This is a genomic window from Bacillus sp. 220_BSPC, assembly GCF_001054655.1.
In the GTDB taxonomy this organism is placed as follows: Bacteria; Bacillota; Bacilli; order Bacillales; family DSM-1321; genus Peribacillus; species Peribacillus frigoritolerans.
In genome coordinates this window covers 16,419-35,407 of sequence record NZ_JVPL01000301.1, presented here as the reverse complement: position 1 = coordinate 35,407, position 18,989 = coordinate 16,419, and the positions used below count along the sequence as shown (strand labels likewise).

The 18,989-nt window shown below is 42.8% G+C and carries 15 protein-coding genes and 1 other annotated feature (1 of these 16 only partly in view); of the genes, 2 read left to right on the top strand and 13 right to left on the bottom strand.

Annotated elements, in window-relative coordinates:
• Positions 1 to 218, bottom strand: a binding site (T-box leader) (it extends 11 nt beyond the left edge of the window).
• A 226-nt stretch (positions 219 to 444) separates the two neighbouring features.
• Positions 445 to 636: a hypothetical protein gene (locus ADA55_RS25325; RefSeq protein WP_034308896.1), complete on the top strand. Its 192-nt coding sequence runs from the start codon at positions 445 to 447 to the stop codon at positions 634 to 636.
• 56 nt (positions 637 to 692) lie between these two features.
• On the opposite strand, the gene ysxE is transcribed toward ADA55_RS25325, so the two are convergent.
• The 8 genes from ysxE to hemA all read right to left on the bottom strand — a co-directional run bounded on the left by ysxE (position 693) and on the right by hemA (position 9,860).
• Positions 693 to 1,763, bottom strand: a complete 1,071-nt coding sequence (gene ysxE / locus ADA55_RS25320) for a spore coat protein YsxE (RefSeq protein WP_226990545.1) — start codon at positions 1,761 to 1,763, stop codon at positions 693 to 695.
• A gap of 95 nt (positions 1,764 to 1,858) precedes the next feature.
• Complete coding sequence (gene spoVID / locus ADA55_RS25315) at positions 1,859 to 3,262, bottom strand: stage VI sporulation protein D (protein WP_048688908.1); 1,404 nt, start codon at positions 3,260 to 3,262, stop codon at positions 1,859 to 1,861.
• Between the two features lie 352 nt (positions 3,263 to 3,614).
• Entirely contained in the window at positions 3,615 to 4,904 is a 1,290-nt protein-coding gene (hemL, locus tag ADA55_RS25310; RefSeq protein ID WP_048688905.1) for a glutamate-1-semialdehyde 2,1-aminomutase, read from the bottom strand.
• A 40-nt stretch (positions 4,905 to 4,944) separates the two neighbouring features.
• The gene (hemB, locus tag ADA55_RS25305; protein WP_048688903.1) at positions 4,945 to 5,937 is read right to left on the bottom strand and encodes a porphobilinogen synthase; all 993 of its coding nucleotides are present in this window, start codon (positions 5,935 to 5,937) and stop codon (positions 4,945 to 4,947) included.
• Positions 5,934 to 6,731, bottom strand: coding sequence for a uroporphyrinogen-III synthase (locus ADA55_RS25300; RefSeq protein ID WP_048688900.1), 798 nt, complete (start codon positions 6,729 to 6,731; stop codon positions 5,934 to 5,936). Before ADA55_RS25300 ends, hemB begins: the two co-directional genes overlap by 4 nt.
• Entirely contained in the window at positions 6,731 to 7,663 is a 933-nt protein-coding gene (gene hemC / locus ADA55_RS25295; protein WP_048688896.1) for a hydroxymethylbilane synthase, read from the bottom strand. Before hemC ends, ADA55_RS25300 begins: the two co-directional genes overlap by 1 nt.
• A gap of 9 nt (positions 7,664 to 7,672) precedes the next feature.
• A complete protein-coding gene (locus ADA55_RS25290) occupies positions 7,673 to 8,503 on the bottom strand; it encodes a cytochrome C assembly family protein (RefSeq protein ID WP_048688893.1) in 831 nt (276 codons plus the stop codon).
• Positions 8,504 to 8,513: 10 nt separating this feature from the next.
• Positions 8,514 to 9,860, bottom strand: coding sequence for a glutamyl-tRNA reductase (gene hemA, locus ADA55_RS25285; RefSeq protein ID WP_034308915.1), 1,347 nt, complete (start codon positions 9,858 to 9,860; stop codon positions 8,514 to 8,516).
• Positions 9,861 to 10,113: 253 nt separating this feature from the next.
• Here hemA and ADA55_RS25280 point away from each other — a divergent pair, with 253 nt between their 5' ends.
• Positions 10,114 to 10,596: a LiaI-LiaF-like domain-containing protein gene (locus tag ADA55_RS25280; protein ID WP_034308917.1), complete on the top strand. Its 483-nt coding sequence runs from the start codon at positions 10,114 to 10,116 to the stop codon at positions 10,594 to 10,596.
• Between the two features lie 56 nt (positions 10,597 to 10,652).
• On the opposite strand, the gene yihA is transcribed toward ADA55_RS25280, so the two are convergent.
• The 5 genes from yihA to tig all read right to left on the bottom strand — a co-directional run bounded on the left by yihA (position 10,653) and on the right by tig (position 18,872).
• Positions 10,653 to 11,234, bottom strand: coding sequence for a ribosome biogenesis GTP-binding protein YihA/YsxC (gene yihA, locus ADA55_RS25275; RefSeq protein WP_034308918.1), 582 nt, complete (start codon positions 11,232 to 11,234; stop codon positions 10,653 to 10,655).
• On the bottom strand, positions 11,231 to 13,552 hold the full coding sequence (gene lon, locus ADA55_RS25270; protein ID WP_048688890.1) for an endopeptidase La: 2,322 nt from the start codon (positions 13,550 to 13,552) through the stop codon (positions 11,231 to 11,233). Before lon ends, yihA begins: the two co-directional genes overlap by 4 nt.
• Before the next feature lie 255 nt (positions 13,553 to 13,807).
• Positions 13,808 to 15,478, bottom strand: coding sequence for an ATP-dependent protease LonB (lonB, locus tag ADA55_RS25265; protein ID WP_048688888.1), 1,671 nt, complete (start codon positions 15,476 to 15,478; stop codon positions 13,808 to 13,810).
• A 403-nt stretch (positions 15,479 to 15,881) separates the two neighbouring features.
• Positions 15,882 to 17,150 (bottom strand): ATP-dependent protease ATP-binding subunit ClpX, encoded by a 1,269-nt coding sequence (clpX, locus tag ADA55_RS25260; RefSeq protein ID WP_034308926.1) that lies wholly within the window; start codon positions 17,148 to 17,150, stop codon positions 15,882 to 15,884.
• A gap of 429 nt (positions 17,151 to 17,579) precedes the next feature.
• The gene (gene tig, locus ADA55_RS25255; protein WP_048688885.1) at positions 17,580 to 18,872 is read right to left on the bottom strand and encodes a trigger factor; all 1,293 of its coding nucleotides are present in this window, start codon (positions 18,870 to 18,872) and stop codon (positions 17,580 to 17,582) included.
• Positions 18,873 to 18,989: the final 117 nt, after the last annotated feature.

Sequence of the window (18,989 nt, the reverse complement as noted above, 5' to 3'; positions counted from 1 at the left end):
AGGAAGTTGTTCGCGGTGCCACCTTTTTTCCGAAAAAGAAAAAAATCCCTTTCGGCTCTCAAATCGGATAACGGCTCTTCACCGGCCTTCGCTACTAAGAAGTTCACGAAGACTGCTCGCGGACGACTTCGGATGCTGCTGCCTGGAAACCTCGCACCAATTTGGTTTCCTCTCTGAAAAGTGCATTTCATCTTACTATTTCCGGTCTTTGCATTGATTTATATTCATATGTAAAAACATTGAATGCATATAGTATATAGTACAAAAAACATGGGGCTCCAGTCAATCATCTTTTCGCTTACTTTCTCAGGAATCATCCCATTTGATGCATTCATGTTCATTTTCTTTATTTTATCCTCCAGGAACAGTGAACGTGACGGCTGTTTCACCTTTTTCACTGCCCACCCATAGAATATAAGAAGTCCTAAAAAGGAAGGTAATATTATGAAGCGAAGATATACTCCCTATACTTTACCGCCTTGGGTGAAAAAATTCCGCGGTGTCTGCCAGCAGTTCATCGTCCCCTTTATCGTATTCCAAGGATTACGTACGCTGATTTTCCCGACTTTCTTCGATATGCTCCTGCTTATCGCGTTTATTTTCCTGGCCATGTCTTTGTATTTCGAATGGATTTAATTATTCCCTTACAGCAAAAAAATATACATGACTGGAGATGATCCAATCATGTATATTTAGCTTGGGGGTGATTGTTCTTCTTTGGCAGCCTCGGCAGCGGCCTTTTTCTTCTGTTCGATTTCTTCGATTCTCATCACCATATATTCAATATTTTTCAATAGCCAAAATTGCCGTTGCAGTTGCGTGACATTATCAAGCTCTGAACGATGGCCCCTGCCATCGGAATAACCCTTCACTAATTCCAAAGCTGATCCAGGGAATGCCAGATAACTTTGCATGAGCAGCAATTCTTCTTCTTTTAACGGAAAATAACGAAAATAGTTATATAGCCAGTCAACACAGTCATCGCATTGGACAGGATAGGTCCTGGCCGATTTAACGAGAAATGGCAGTAAATCGAAATGCGGCGGAGCCGTATTCGAATTCTCAAAATTGATGAAGTAGCCATATCCCCGCTCATCATAAACGAAATGCTTCAAAGAAACCTTTCCGTGCGTTACCACGGTTCGAACCTTTTCACTATCCTTCGTTTTTTCATACCAGGTTTCAAACTTCTTGATCGAGTACTTCAGAGCCTGTGAAATATCAGTGTAGAAAGAACAAACCGTCAGTTCGAATGGAGACATATACCACTTCTTTTCACAGCTGACAATATACTCTTCTATAAATTCCTTTTCGTTATTCCAGGCATCAAGCGTCCGCTCATAATGGGCTTCCCGTTCCTCAATATCCACTTGTATTTCCTTAACGGAAAGTGTATGCATCCGAGCAAGCTCCCTGAACAATTGCTTATGCTTTTCATCCCGCTCCCCGTCCCTTTCATCATTGAGCCAGGGCATCAGGTAATACAAACGTCCATTATGAAGAACGGCGTAACGCTGATCCATCGTTTGATAAATGGGAACGATTCGATTATAGCCGCGATGGTACAGTTTTTGAACATTTTTGATAAAATCAATGCCGTTATGCGGTAACATGGATTTCAAGGCAAATGTACCGCGATCACTGTATACTTTTTTCACACGCCCGAAGTCCTCGATATATTGTACATACATGGCATATTCCTTCAATACGGTCTCCGTGTCCCGATCCCGATTGGCAGGCTGCTGATTCTCGTTTTCCCTCACGAGACTCACTCACTTTCTCTAAAAAAACTAAACAATCCGATTCCTCTAGCATTTAAAAAACAGGAGCAGAGCATATGCCCTGCTCTCTGTCCCGGTCAATTCTTATACGCAACCGCCTTCGGTATATAAATGACTTGCCCTTCATGGACGTTCTGATTCGACTCCAATTCATTGCTGAAAAGTATCGATTGAACCGTAACATCATATCGCTGAGCCAAGTCATCAAGCGTTTCCCCTTGCTGAACAATGCAAACCTTCATCCTTACCAGTTCTTCTTCTTGTTTCCGTCCGAATAAATCCATGATGGAAAGCTGCTTTTCATCATGATCGGCCGTTTCTTTTTCATCACGTTCCGCTGCTTGTTTCCTGCCTTTGAAATTCTTACCCTCCTTAGCCGGAGGCGCAGGTCTTTCCCTCTTTTTGAATAGATCGCTTATGGACGAATTGGATTCCTCTTCCTGCTCCACCTTCACATTCTCATTAAGGATAGGACCCGCTGCAACAGCATCGTCTTCCTGCCGGATGACATCCTCGGTTTCTACATTTGAAACTGGGCTACTTTGATGATTGGTTGCTTGACTTGGTTCTTCTTCTACTTCTTCTATAAATGTCACTCTAGGAATCTCCAAGGAATCCTGCCTGCTTGGTTCTTCCTCCAATTTTGCCTCTCCCATGAAAGGTACCTTTTCCGTGGAGTCAGGCGGATCACCAATCACTTCTTCCTCTACAGCTTCGACTTCTTCCTGTCTATGCACTTCCGTTTCCCATTCCTCCTCTTCAGGATATGGTGAAACGGGAATTTCAAAAACGGGAGCATTATGCTGATCGCTTAAATAAATCGGTTCCTCTTCTTCTTCTTCTTCATTTGCTTCAGAAACCCGTTTTGACTCTGCAGTAAAAGGCGCGTATAACTCTTCTTCCTCCTCATCACGGAAAACGGGCTGAAAATCCGGGATTGGCGGCACTGCCGCTGCATAAGGAATATATGACTCATTTTCCCCATCCGTTTCTTCCTGATCCTCCGTTTCCCCAACTTCCTGCTCAGTATCAAACCGTTCTTCCACATATGAATCATTATAGATTCCGGTTATCAAAAGGTCCGCCTGCAATTTCAAGCAGTTATGCTCTGGCATGGCATAGTCAAAGCTTTGAATCGAGACATCGACCTCATCCAAAGAGGCAATCCGATTATTCGGAATCGTTATATCAACCGGAAAACGGTGTGTGAACTCATTAAGTCCATTGGGATGCCTCTCGACCTTTTGAACCGCCTTTGGCAAAAAGGTCTGCGAAAACTCCTCTTCTTCACCATTTTGCGAGTCTTTGTATTCACCGCTTAAATCTAACGAGCCTCGTATAAAAACATATTGATCACTTTCTTGAATCGACACATTTGGATCAAGGGAAATCGAGTATAGCTCAGCCACTTCCTGTCCCTTCTGGAACCAAACGGATTCCTCTAAAGAAAATCGTAAATACGATTCATTTTCTTGCGACAAGACAACTCCTCCTTTCAGCTTCATGAAACGGTACCTATACCAATATCAATCTATGAAGACAGGAAGCTGTTTATTCCTTAATTTCATTTGCAGCACTCCTTAGGTATTCCCTGAACCTTTTAAAAGAAGGAGGTTCAATTTTCAGGCTAAAATAAAGGGGAATAACATTCAGCTTGAAAAATCAACTCGACCTACCTCCAATTAATTCGGCCATGAACGTTAGATTCGGTTCTTACACATATGGATTGAATTCAAAAAAAACTGGCTGCCTTTCTCCAAAAGTTTTTGGAAAAATGGTAGCCAGTTCAAATTTATCATTATCGAATATCGCGGAAGCTCATGAAGCCTTGAATCATTTTTTTAATTTGGCAAAAGCCTGTTCTGCCGCTGCAATGGTTTTTTCGATATCTTCATCACTATGTGCAGTGGAAAGGAATAACCCTTCAAACTGTGACGGCGGCAAGTAGATGCCTTGATTCGCCATTTCCCTATAGTAGGAAGCAAAGAACTCTAAATCGGATGTTTTTGCTGTATCATAGTTTACGACATCTTCATTAGTAAAGAAAAGTCCAATCATGGAGCCGGCACGGTTGAATGTATGGGGAACACCGTACTTATCCGCTGCCGCTCCAATTCCTTTTTCGAGCATATCCCCTTTTCGGGTGAACTCATCATAAGATTCTGGAGTCAATTGGCTCAGCGTTTCAAGGCCGGCCGTCATGGCAAGAGGGTTACCAGACAATGTTCCCGCTTGATAGATTGTCCCACTCGGGGCAATTTGTTCCATGAATTCGCGCTTGCCTCCGAATGCTCCGACAGGCAAGCCGCCGCCAATTACTTTCCCAAGGCAAGTCAGGTCAGGTACGATGCCAAAATAGCCTTGTGCACAATTATAGTCGACACGGAACCCTGTCATGACTTCGTCAAAGATCAATAGAGCCCCGTATTGGGTCGTCACTTCACGTAAGCCTTCGAGGAAACCAGGTTGTGGCGGAACCACGCCCATGTTCCCTGCAACAGGTTCTACGATGATACAGGCGATGTCTTCGCCAAATTGTTCAAACGCATATTTGGTTGCAGCAAGATCATTATATGCTACGGTAATCGTATTTTTTGCAATGCCTTCCGGTACACCAGGGCTATCCGGTAAACCTAATGTTGCAACGCCGGAACCCGCTTTGATCAGCAATGAATCGCCATGGCCATGATAGGAACCTTCGAATTTCAGGATTTTATCACGGCCTGTTATGCCTCGTGCCAGCCTTAGCGCACTCATCGTCGCTTCGGTTCCTGATGATACCATCCGGATCATTTCAATCGAAGGCACCCGTTCCATGACCAGCTTGGCCAGTTCATTCTCAATCAGTGTAGAGGTTCCAAAGCTTGTACCTGACTCCGCTACTTTTTTCAATGATTCCACGACACGGTCATTCGTGTGACCCAGGATGAGCGGTCCCCATGAAAGAACATAGTCGATATATTCATTTCCATCGATATCATACATTTTCGAGCCTTTTCCACGCTCCATGAAAATGGGATCCATGTCCACAGATTTGAAGGCACGTACCGGGCTGTTCACGCCGCCTGGCATCAAATTTTTTGCTTCGGCAAACGCTTTTTTCGATTTTTCATATGACCGCATGATTCAATCCCCTTTTTCCATTACAGGTTATATTTTTTTATCATTGATTATCTTCGTTTATCCAGCGTGCTACCTCTTTTGAAAAATACGTAATGATCAAGTCGGAACCTGCGCGTTTCAAGCCTGTCAGCATTTCCATCACTATCGCCTTTTCATCAATCCAGCCGTTTTGGGCAGCAGCTTTGACCATTGAATATTCACCGCTGACATTATAGGAAACGATCGGAAGATTAAAGTTATTCTTAACGTCCCTGATGATGTCCATGTAGGAAAGGGCTGGTTTCACGATTAGGAAGTCCGCACCTTCAGCAACATCGGATTCAGCTTCACGAAACGCTTCAAGGCGATTGGCGGGATCCATTTGGTAAGTTTTCCTGTCGCCAAATTGTGGCGCACCATTCGCAGCATCACGGAATGGGCCGTAAAAAGCCGAAGCATATTTCACCGCATAGGACATGATCGGAATATCTTCATAACCCGCTTCATCCAGACCTGCACGGATGGCCGCAACGAAACCGTCCATCATATTGGATGGCGCAATGATATCTGCGCCGGCCTCAGCCTGGCTGATTGCCGTTTTGGCAAGAAGGTCAAGAGAAGCGTCATTAAGGATTTTTTCTCCTTCAACGACCCCGCAATGGCCATGGCTTGTATACTCGCAAAGGCAGGTATCCGCTATGACAATAACTTCAGGATATTGTTTTTTAATAAAGCGGGTGGCCTCTTGCACAAGTCCGTTGTGATGAAATGCCCCTGTTCCCTGTTCGTCTTTATCATGATCAAAAGGGACACCGAATAAAATGACTGATTTAATGCCCAGACTCACGACTTCATCCATTTCGGCCCCCAGATTATCCATGGATAGCTGATAGATACCTGGCATGGAGTTGATTTCATTTTTCACATTTTTCCCGTCGATGACGAAGATCGGATAAATCAAATCCTCTTTATGCAATTGTGTTTCACGGACTAAAGCCCTCATGCCAGCACTTGCGCGCAAGCGACGGTGGCGATTGAATGGAATGTTTTTCATTTGAAAGTTCCTCCCTTTTTATTTCTTTTCAAGATGAAGCGTATTAACTCCGCAACCATGGCATCCGTCGTATAAACATCTGGACAGACATCGACGGATAGCCCATGTTTTTCAGCCGTTTTAGCGGCAATCGGCCCGATGCAGGCGATGATGATCCGGTCTATGTATGTATCCAATTCATGGCTTTTCATGATCTGTAAAAAATGATTGACCGTCGATGAACTCGTAAAGGTCATGATGTCGATTTCATGGTTCTTTATAAGCTGCACCAGTTTTTTTTCACTGCTTCGAGGAAGCACTGTATGATAAATAATCACTTCATCACAGATTGCTCCAGCTTCATTGATCGCCTCCGCTATAACCGCCCTTGCGAGATTTCCTTTTGCCAGCAACACGCGGGCACCCGGATCAAGCAGGGTATTGAACTCCGCCACGAACCCTTCGGCAACAAACTGAGCTGGAACGAAATCCGCCTTATAACCATGCCGTTTCAGGGCCGCTTGTGTTTTGGAGCCGATTACGGCTATTTTCGGAAGCTTCAAAGGCTGGTTTCCAAGAAGCTTAAAGAAGAAATCCACCCCATTTTGACTGGTCAGAATGATCCAGTCATATGTAAGCAACTCTTCAAACCGCTGTTGCACATCTTCCATATGATCTGGAAGAGTGAACTCAAGCAATGGCACAAGAAGCGGCGTTCCGCCATTTTTTTCGATCGACTCTTTTAAACCATCTGCCTGTCCTTTCCCTCTGGTGATCAATACCTGATAATCCTTAAGAGGTTGAACTGGGTTCATTACTGATCAAGCTCTTCTTTAACGCGATCGATCAATTCTTTACCGCCCATTTCGCTAATCTGTTTGGCAGCAGCATGCCCAACTGCCTCTGGATCAGCACCTTCAACCATTTCTTTATATATCACCTTTCCATCCGGAGCAGCGACCAAAGCCGTCAAGGAAACGGCCCCATTATCTTTTGCCACCGCAAAACCGGCAATCGGCACCTGGCATCCGCCTTCCATTTTATCCAAAAAGGCACGTTCCGCTTCAACCGTTCTTTTCGTTTTTTCACATGTCAATTTCGCAAGTTCCGCCAGCAGTTCTTTGTCGTCTTCACGGCATTCAATGGAAAGAGCTCCTTGTCCCACTGCCGGAATGCAAATATCTTCATCTAAAAATTCCGTTACGATGTCCTGCTCCCAACCCATTCTTGATAGTCCTGCTGCCGCTAAAATGATAGCATCATAATCTTCCGTTTTCAGCTTATTCAGACGGGTATCGATATTTCCGCGAATCCATTTGATTTCAAGGTCCGGCCTTCTAGCCAAAATTTGCGCGCCACGCCGCAAGCTGCTAGTACCTATGATGGAACCGGGCTTCAGTTCGGAAAGGGTTTCATGGTTCTTTGATATCAAAGCATCCCGATGGTCCTCCCTCGGTGGTATGCAGCCAATCGTCAAACCTGGAGGCAGCACTGCCGGCATATCCTTCATACTATGTACGGCCATATCAATTTCTTTATCCAGCATCGCTTGTTCGATTTCTTTAACGAATAAGCCCTTTCCGCCGACCTTGGAAAGTGTTACATCAAGGATTTGGTCACCCTTTGTGACAATTTCCTTCACTTCGAACTCGTATGGGACCCCAAGTCCTTTAAGTTGATCGATAACCCAGTTCGTTTGGGTGATCGCTAATTTACTACGTCTTGAACCGACAATTATTTTTCTCATAGTTTCCTCCTATGTATTCCAAAAGTGGAATGTTGAAAGGCTTCCGAAAAGGAAAAAGTTAATTAACACAATCATGAAAGATCCAATATTCAGAAAGGCTAGCGTCCTTCCATACATTTGTTTCCGAATTTTCAAGTATAAAAACACACTGTAAGCAATAAGCAAAATAAATGAGCCGATGATCTTCATGTCCAGCCAGGATACCCCAGGGACTTTTATATAAGCCCATTGAATCCCCAGGATGAGGGAGACCACCAATAATGGAACACCTATAACTGCGAGGACATAGGACATATGCTCGAGCTTTGTTAAATCGCCAAGTCGAAGCAGGCGTTTCCCCCACTTCTTCCGTTTTAATAAATCATATTGAATTAAGTATAGAAGTGAAAAAACGAAAGAAAGCGTGAATGCCCCATATGATAGGATCGCAAAAGTGATATGTATGAGCAATAGCTCTGAAACCAGGCGCTGTGCAAGCACTTGAGATTCTATCTGAACAGGTGCAAAGGTATGGATGGCCATAACCATGAAACCTAATACATTCGTAAAAAAGACCGTAAAATCGACTCTTAGCAATCGGTTAATGATCAATGATAGCGATATGAGGACCCATGCATAAAAATATAGGCCTTCAAAAATCGTCAATACCGGGAACCTTCCCGTTTTCAACACATACAGAAACAAAAAAATTGTTTGCAGCACCCAAACAATAGAAAGCAACCAGAAGGCGACCCTGTTCGCCTTCTGGTTATTATTAAGGAAATCAATAAAATATAAAAGCATACTGATGGCATACAGCAAAACAGTGGCTTCATGCAATCTTGTCATTAGTAATTCCATATCTACCTCATTACTGGACAGGAACTGGATTCAATAGGGATGACTTGGAGCTGTTCCGTTCTTTTTCATCCGCAACCAGCTGGTCTTCAATCAATTCCTCTAAATGGAAGATTTTCACGAAATTATTTAATTGCTCTTTTGCATTCGGCTCATCTGCCAGCTCTTTTGCATAAAGTATCGGATCCTTCAGCATTTGGTTGATGATGCTTTTCGTATGCTTGTTCAGGACTTTTTTGTCACGTTCGCTCAAATGCGGAAGCTTTCTTTCGATGCTTTCCATCGTTTCCTTTTGTATCGATAGGGATTTTTCCCGTAAAGAGGAAATGACGGGAACCACACCAAGCAGATTAATCCACTGGTTGAAGTCCACGATTTCTGATTCGATCATCATTTCTATTTTCTCGGCAGCTTTTTTACGTTCTTCGATATTGGCTTGCACGATCCCTTCCAGATCGTCAATGTCATACAAGAAAACATTTTCCAGCTCGGCCAATGTTGGATCGAGGTCACGCGGCACTGCGATATCGACCATGAAAATAGGACGGCCCTTACGAAGCTTATTGACGAATGACATCATTTCTTTTGTTACAAGAAGATCTTTTGCACCAGTGGAAGTAATCAGGATATCGGTATCCACTAAAGCGCATTGAAGCTCTTGCAGCTGTTTGGCCGTACCATTGAATCTCTCAGCCAGGTCGACCGCTTTCTGAAAGGTGCGGTTAATGACCGTAATGCTGTCGGCGCCATTGCTATGCAGATTTTGAATGGCCAGCTCACCCATCTTACCGGCCCCAAGAATCAAGACATTCTTGCCGTTCAGGCCTCCGAAGATTTTTTTTGCAAGCTCGACTGCCGCATAGCTGACGGAAACGGCATTGGTATTGATTTCGGTTTCCGAATGAGCTTTTTTAGCTAATGTAAGGGCTTGCTTGAAGAGATGGTTAAAAACGGTACCGATCGTATCTTCCTTCTGCCCTAACAAATAGCTTGAACGTACTTGTCCCAAAATCTGAGTTTCTCCCAGTATCATGGAATTCAAGCCGCAGGTAACTGAAAATAAATGCTCGACAGCCCCATCGCCTTCATAAATGAACAGATATTTAGAAAATTCTTCTTTATCGATGTTAAACCATTCCGAAAGAAATTCCTTGATATAATACCTGCTTGTATGAAGCTGGTCCCCGACCGCATAGATTTCCGTCCTGTTACATGTTGAAATAATAATATTTTCCAAGATGCTTTTTTTATTTTTAAGAGCTTTCATTGCCTCGGCAAGTTCGGCTTCGTTAAACGATAGTTTTTCCCGAATTTCTACAGGGGCAGTTTTGTAATTTATACCAACCGCTAGAATATGCATCCTTTTGTTTTGCACCCCCAAAATTTTTCATGTAAATTAATTATACCATGTACTAAAATGGATTCACGCAAATAATATGAACAGTTTATGAAAACGTATGCTACCATGAAAAGACAGCCAAAACGCCTCAATGCTACAAAAGGTGTCTAAGCGGGATTTGTAAAGTTACATACATATTTCGACATTGTGTACAAAAGTACCATATCAAAAATGGCAAAAAACTTCAAGTAATCGAATTGCATAGGAGGATAAAATGAAAACGCATCGTATTTTCCCAGGAATCGTTTTAATTGGTTTCGGGCTCTATTTTTTTCTTGAACATTCCCAAATCGAAATCTTTCCGGGCTTTTTCAGCTGGCCCACTTTATTATGTATTGTCGGTGCCGCCTTCCTGATTCAGGCATATAGCGGTAATGAATATGAGTCCATCCTGCCGGGCGTCATCTTACTTGGGTTCGGGGCTCACTTCCACATCGCCGAGAACCTGGAGATTTGGCCGGATGATATAGGTATCTTTATTTTAATCATCTCACTGGGATTTATTCTCCGGGCACGTAAAACAAATTCTGGAATGTTTCACGGAATGGTCATATTCATCGTCTCGATCACATTCTTATTCTATGATAAAATCACAACGTCTTTCGGGATTGTTGAAACAACCACCGCGAACATCGAAAGGTTTTGGCCCTTTGCCTTGATGGCGATCGGCATTTATTTTTTGGTTCGAAAAAAGTGAAGATTTTCGATTCCATAATGAAAAAGGGTATTCCAGATGCGGAATACCCTTTTCATTTACATATATTTCTTAAGGACTCCCCATGCTTGTTCCTTACCTTCGCCTGTTTCACCAGAGAATAGAAGCAATTCATCTTCTTTTTCCATATTTAACGTTTGGCGTGTGATTTTCAAGTGTTTCTGCCATTTGCCTTTTGGAATTTTATCCGCTTTGGTGGCAATGACGATCCGGGGCAGGTCATAATGCTTCAGGAATTCATACATTGCGATATCATCCTTTGTCGGCGGATGGCGCAAATCGACGATCAGAAGCGCAGCGCGGAGCTGGTCACGGGAAGTGAAGTACGTTTCGATCATCTTCCCCCAAGCATCTCGCTCCGTCTTGGATACTTTTGCATAACCATAACCCGGTACATCCACAAAATGGAGTGCTTCATTTATGATATAAAAATTCAAGGTCTGCGTCTTACCCGGTTTAGAGGATGTGCGCGCCAAGTTTTTTCGATTGATCATTTTGTTGATGAAACTGGACTTCCCAACGTTGGAACGGCCTGCCAAGGCAAATTCCGGTATTGGAGTATTGGGATATTGTTCAGGCTTCACAGCACTGATGACAATATCTGAACTTGTTACTTTCATTCGTTCACACCTACCAATGCATGCTCAAGGACTTCATCGACGTGTGAAACTGGAACAAATGTTAATGCTTTACGGACACTTTCCGGGATATCATCAATATCCTTTTCGTTATTTTGCGGGATGATGATTTTCGTAAGTCCTGCGCGATGGGCCGCTAAAGATTTTTCTTTAAGCCCGCCGATCGGAAGAACCCGTCCGCGTAATGTAATTTCGCCTGTCATGCCTACCTCTTTTCTGATCGGCCTATTTGTAAGGGCCGATATTAACGCTGTTGCAATCGTGATGCCTGCAGAAGGGCCATCTTTTGGAACCGCACCTTCGGGGACATGAATATGAATATCATATTTTTCATGGAAGTTCTCATCAATCTGAAGTTTCTCGGTTTTTGAACGGACAAAACTGAAAGCAGCCTGGGCTGACTCTTTCATTACATCGCCAAGCTTTCCTGTCAGGATCAGCTTCCCTTTACCTGGTGATAAGGAAACCTCGATTTGCAGCGTATCGCCACCTACCGACGTGTATGCTAAACCATTAGCTACACCGACTTGGTTCTCGACTTCCGCCTGTCCATAATGGAACATGGTTTTCCCTAAAAACTCCTCGACATTCTTTTCAGCAATGACGACCCGCTTTTTATCTCCGGACACGATGATTTTTGCCGTCTTCCGACAGATGCCTGCAAGCTGTCGATCAAGACTCCGAACACCGGCTTCCCGAGTATAGTAACGGATGATTTTTGTAAGAGCTTCCTCACGGACTTGCAATTGTGTCTTCAATAAACCATGGTTTTCAAGCTGTCTAGGCAGCAAGTGATCCTTGGCTATATGAAGTTTCTCTATCTCAGTATAACCTGCAATCGAAATGATTTCCATACGATCACGAAGCGGACCAGGAATCGATCCCAAATTATTTGCCGTTGCGACGAACATGACTTTGGAAAGATCGTAGGTTTCTTCAATATAATGATCACTGAAATTATGATTTTGCTCTGGATCGAGCACCTCAAGCATCGCTGCAGATGGATCTCCCCTAAAGTCATTGGACATCTTATCCACTTCGTCCAGTAAAAAGACCGGATTGATCGTACCAGCTTTTTTCATTCCTTGAATGATCCGTCCCGGCATTGCCCCTACATATGTCCGGCGATGTCCGCGGATTTCTGATTCATCGCGCACCCCACCTAAAGATATACGGACGAAATTCCTATTCAGGGATGAAGCGATCGATTTAGCCAAGCTTGTTTTCCCGACTCCTGGCGGTCCCACCAAGCAAAGGATCGGTCCCTTCAATGATTTGGTCAATTGCTGTACGGCCAAATACTCAAGCACACGCTCCTTCACCTTTTCCAAACCATGGTGATCCCGGTTCAGGATTTTTTCGGCTTTATGAATATTCAAGTCATCTTTGGTCGCTTTGGTCCAAGGAAGAGAGATCAGCCATTCGATATAGTTGCGGATGACAGAACTTTCGGCTGAGCTCGAAGGAACTTTTTCATAACGGTCCAATTCCTTTAATGCCGTTTCTTTGATATGCTCAGGCATATCCGCTTCTTCTATCTTTTCGTTCAGGACTTCAATTTCCCCTGTTTTTCCTTCTTTATCGCCCAATTCCTTTTGGATCGCTTTCATTTGCTCTCGTAAATAATATTCCTTTTGAGTCCGTTCCATCGAACGTTTAACACGCTGGCCGATCTTTTTCTCGAGAAAAAGAACTTCTTTCTCGTTATTGATGATCTCGATTACACGGCTAAGACGCTCTTTCATATCAATGGTCTCAAGCACTTCTTGCTTCTCCTTCAATTTCAAAGGCAAATGGGAAGCGATTATATCCGCCAATCGCCCAGGCTCTTCAATATCCGAAGTGGACGAAAACGTTTCACCGGTTATTTTCTTGGACATTTTTATGTATTGTTCAAAATAATCCAGTAGTGTGCGCATTAATGCTTGATGTTCAGCATCCTTTTCATCACTGTCTTCATATATTTTAATCTTGGCACCATAATGTGTCTCATAATCGTAAAATTCCATGACTTCTGCGCGGTTCAACCCTTCCACCAACACCCGGATTGTACCATTCGGAAGCTTCAACATCTGTTTTACCTTTGTTAAAGTTCCCATTGTAAATAAATCTTCTTCACCTGGTTCGTCCAACGAAACATCTTGTTGTGTCGTCAAAAATATAAGATGGTCTTCCACCATTGCTTTCTCAAGGGCTTGTACCGATTTATCTCGGCCTACATCTAAATGAAGTACCATCGTTGGATATACAAGCAGTCCTCTAAGCGGCAGGAGGGGGACGATGATTTCTTTATCAGTCATTTCCTGACACCTCCATCTATTTAGTATCGTCGTTGTAAACTATTTACCCATGTTCTCAACCTTTTAACAATTCTATCCTATTTATATAGAAGTGTCTATTCGTTTACCTTAACACGTTTCGACTGCTATTATTATCTCCAACATTAGATAAAAAAGCACGCCTGAATGCGTGTTTATTTTTTACGGCAGGGCGGCCGTGAACGCCAATATGGTCCTTAAAATGCCCCGGTTCTATTTTTAGCCGGGGCATATCCTTTATACACTTTCTTTTTTTGATAGGTCCAAGGTTGTGAGGATTTGTTCCGACATCAATTCTTTCTTCAGTGCCTGATCCAGCACTTCTTTCACATTCGAAACAGGAATGATTTCTATATCCTTGATTTCAGATAGAAGCGGCTGCATGTTTTCGGCTGGGATGATTACCTTTTTTGCACCGGCAAGTTTAGCCGCCTTGATTTTCGGAATGACACCGCCAATCGGTTTAACGCCGCCATGAATGCTTATTTCCCCAGTCATCGCCATAGTATGGTCAACAGGGATTTTATATATGGCCGAGTATATGCCTGTGGCCATTGCAATTCCTGCAGAAGGGCCATCCACTGGACTTCCGCCCGGAAAGTTCACATGGATATCGAATTGATCGGCAGGCACTCCCATCGAACGTAAAACCGTAATGACATTTTCAATCGAACCTTTCGCCATGCTCTTGCGTCGAACCGATTTGCCACTCCCGCCGCCGATACTTTCCTCCTCAACGATACCGGTAATGTTTATCGAACCTTTTTCATCAGAGGCAGCCATGACCGTAACCTCAATTTCCAGCAATGCCCCGCTGTTTGGACCATAGACTGCAAGACCATTGACAAGGCCTATTTTGGAATTCGCTTCTATTTTCCTGTCCATTCTTTGGGTCAGCTGGCTGCTATGGGCCATCCAATCTATATCTTCTTCCCTGATGAAAGTCCTGTTTTCATTAATTGATATTCCTGCAAGAGTCTGAATCATGTTGACAGCTTCCCTGCCATTTCGGGCATAATCCGAAATCGATTGCAAGCCTTTTTCACTGATGGTGATCCCCACTTTATCTGAGGCATTCTTGGCCACGGCGATTATTTCTTCCCGGTCCAGTTCACGGAAAAACACTTCTATGCATCTTGAACGTATCGCAGGCGCGATTTCATTTGGTGTTCTTGTAGTAGCTCCAATCAACCGAAAGTCAGCGGGCAGTCCATTTTTAAAAATATCATGGATGTGAGTGGGAATATTTTGATTTTCCTCTTGATAATAGGCACTTTCCAGAAAGACCTTACGATCCTCCAATACCTTTAACAGTTTATTCATCTGTATCGGATGGAGCTCCCCTATTTCATCTATGAACAGTACGCCTCCATGTGCATTGCTGACTGCACCCTGCTTTGGCTGCGGAATGCCTGCCTGTCCCATTGCCCCGGCTCCTTGGTAGATTGGATCGTGCACAGAACCGATGAGCGGATCGGCAATCCCTCGTTCATCGAACCTAGCTGTGGTGGCGTCCAATTCAACAAAAACGGCCGAATTCTTAAAAGGGGACTTGCCATTTTTCTTCGCCTCTTCCAAAACAAGTCTGGCAGCTGCCGTTTTCCCTACCCCAGGAGGACCGTAAATTATCACATGCTGGGGATTCGGCCCACATAAAGCAGCTTTTAATGATTTAATCCCATCTTCTTGACCGATGATTTCATTAAATGTGCTTGGTCTAACTTTTTCTGCCAATGGTTCTGTTAACGAAATCGATCTCATCTTCCGTAATTGGTCCATCTCCTTACGTGAATCACGGTCAATGGAAACTTTTTGTGTCCGCTGGCCTTTCAATAAGTTCAAAAAATACAATCCAATAATAATCCCAAAAAACAGCTGGATAAACAACGCCAATCCTGTCCAATTCATCGTATTCCCTCCTGCACTCTCCTAGTTTGTCATTTCTGTTAGTATCTCCTTTGGAAGGGCGAAATTATCCAAGAAATTCGTGTTGAAAAATTGGCGTTTTTATCCTGTACAACAACAATTTGAAAAAAAGGAAGAGAAAAAGACTGCCAGGATGAACTGGCAGTCTCAGACTGTAAACAACTCGAAATTAACTGGTTTTACCCAACTTTTTTGAGGCTTTAACGTTGATTTCCACTACAGGCACTCGCTTCCGCGGGCGGTCCGCCCTCGGCGCTCTGCGCCTGCGGGGTCTCCCTTGTACGCGTATTCCCGCAGGAGTCTCGAACCTTCCGTTACAATCAACTTTGGACTATAAACAAAAAGACTGCCAGAATTAACTGGCAGCCTTTCTTTTCCTTATAAATCAAGCAGATGTTTTCTTTTCTTGTCCTTTGATGGTTGTGCCGTCTTTAAGGACGAGCTTTGGAGATTCATTTTTCGAAATCGTGCTGCCTGTGATTACACATTTTGCAACATCATCACGTGAAGGCAGATCGAACATCACTTCAAGAATGATGCCTTCGATGATGGAGCGCAGACCACGTGCACCAGTTTTGCGTTCAATTGCCTTTTTAGCAATTTCACTTAGCGCTTCCTGTTCGAATTCCAATTCAACATCGTCAAGCTCAAGTAATTTTTGATATTGTTTAACAAGGGCATTTTTCGGCTGTGTAAGGATTTCAATCAAAGCCGCTTCATCCAATTGCTCAAGAGTCGCAATTACCGGAAGACGTCCGATGAATTCCGGAATTAATCCGAAACGAAGCAAGTCTTCAGGAAGGACTTTGGAAAGCAATTCTTTTTCTGCAATATCATCCTTTTTCACGTCAGAGCCAAAGCCAATGACTTTTTGACCAAGACGGCGTTTGATGATCGGTTCGATGCCATCAAAGGCACCGCCACAGATGAACAAAATATTGGTCGTATCGATTTGGATGAATTCCTGATGTGGATGTTTACGTCCACCTTGAGGCGGAACGCTTGCAACCGTTCCTTCAAGAATTTTCAATAAAGCTTGTTGCACACCTTCACCAGACACGTCACGTGTAATAGAAGGATTTTCCGATTTACGGGCAACTTTATCGATTTCATCAATATAAATGATGCCTTTTTCCGCTTTTTCCACATCATAATCAGCTGCTTGGATTAATTTGAGAAGAATGTTTTCAACATCTTCCCCAACATATCCAGCTTCCGTCAAGGAAGTGGCATCAGCAATGGCAAAAGGAACATTCAGTAAACGTGCCAATGTTTGCGCAAGAAGGGTTTTCCCGCTTCCCGTCGGTCCGATTAGGGCGATGTTACTTTTAGAAAGCTCAACATCGTCGACTTTGCTATTGGAATTGATACGTTTATAATGGTTATAAACAGCTACAGCCAAAGATTTCTTTGCCTGTTCTTGTCCAATCACATATTCGTCAAGAATTTCACGGATTTCCATAGGTTTAGGAACATCTCTGAATTCTACTTCTTCATCAGTTCCCAGCTCTTCTTCGACGATCTCCGTACAAAGTTCTATACACTCGTCACAAATATAGACACCTGGACCAGCAACCAGTTTACGGACTTGTTCTTGTGTTTTACCGCAAAAAGAACATTTTAACTGTCCTTTTTCATCATTAAATTTAAACATGTACGTTCACCCCTTTAAATACTCTTCCAACTCTATTACATAGCGGTACCTAATCGTAAATAAAAAAACTAGGTACACATCTGCTTAAACATTCCAAAATCCCTAGTATGTTTTGCATTTTATCATGTTCTTGGAAGTTTAGTAACAAAAATGCTCACGGTCCGAGTTGTTAAATAAGTACAATAATCAATCAATATGTATTTGCCCTTTACCAGCATGCCCAAAACTTCGGATTTTTAAAAGCAGGATTTGCTGTATAAATATGTATATGCGGTATTAGAACTAATCTACACCGAAATCCAAAAAAAATCAATCAGGAAATAACCGATATTTAAAATTTACACTAATTCTCAATATGTATAAAACAAGGCACGATTACTCGCGCCTTGTTTTTTAAAGGAAATATTTAAATCTACTTATTTATAAAAATTATTTTGCGTCAACTGTTTTGCTGTTTTCTACCAAGAAGTCAATTGCTTTCTTAATTTTAAGATCGCCTTTGATTCCTTCTAAGTTTCCAAGAGCTTGTTTGATCGCGTCAACTTCCATATTGTACATAGTAGCCATTTGTACAAGTTCAGCTTCTACATCTTCGTCAGTCGCTTCAAGTTTTTCAACTTCTGCGATTGCTTCAAGAGTCAGGCTCGTACGAACTTGTCCTTCAGCTTCTTCTTTCATTTGCGCTTTTAAAGCTTCTTCGTCTTGACCTGAGAATTGGTAGTAAAGTTCCAAATTAAGACCTTGAGATTGGATGCGTTGAGAGAACTCATTCATCATGCGGTCAACTTCATTTGAAATCATTGCTTCAGGAACGTCGATTTCTGCACCTTCAACAGCTTTACCAATTACAGTGTTTTGAATGAAGTTTTCTTCTTCATGTTTTTTGTCATGCTCTAATTTATGCTTTGTTTTTTCTTTAAGTTCAGCCAAAGTTTCCACTTCGTCGTCGACATCTTTCGCGAACTCATCATCCAACTCAGGAAGTTGTTTTGTTTTGATTTCGTGAATTTTCACTTTGAATACTGCTGGTTTACCTGCAAGTTCAGCAGCATGGTATTCTTCAGGGAATGTAACTTCGATATCTTTTTCAGCGCCAGTTTCAAGACCGACAAGTTGCTCTTCGAACCCTGGAATGAAAGAGTTTGAACCGATTTCCAATGAATGGTTTTCTGAAGCTCCGCCTTCGAATGCTTCACCATCAACGAATCCTTCAAAGTCAAGTACAACCGTATCGCCTTCAGCAACTTGTCCTTCTTCTTTAACGACAAGTTCAGCTTGACGCTCTTGTAAAGTTTTCAATTCGTTTTCAACATCTTCGTCAGTTACTTCAGTATTGAATTTTTCAACTTCAACACCTTTGTAATCTCCCAATTTAACTTCAGGCTTAACTGTTACAGTTGCAGTGAAGATCAGGTTTTCGCCTTTTTCCATTTTCTCGATGTCGATTTCTGGACGATCTACAGGCTGAATTCCAGCTTCTTCGACAGCATTTGCATAAGCATCTGGAAGAATGATATCAAGCGCATCTTGGTAAAGAGATTCTACGCCGAATTTTTTTTCGAACATTTGACGTGGCATTTTACCTTTACGGAAGCCAGGTACATTTACTTGTTTCACTACTTTTTTGAAAGCTGCGTCTAAACCTTCGTTTACTTTTGCAGCGTCAACTTCAATTGTTAGTACGCCTTGATTACCTTCTTGTTTTTCCCATTTTACAGACATGTGTTTCCCTCCAAAAATCTATATACTTCAATAATAAGCATTGGATGATTATGCTTTGCAAGTGTTAACAAGTCATCCTTCAAATATACCCCCAAAATAATGGGGAAATCGTCAAAA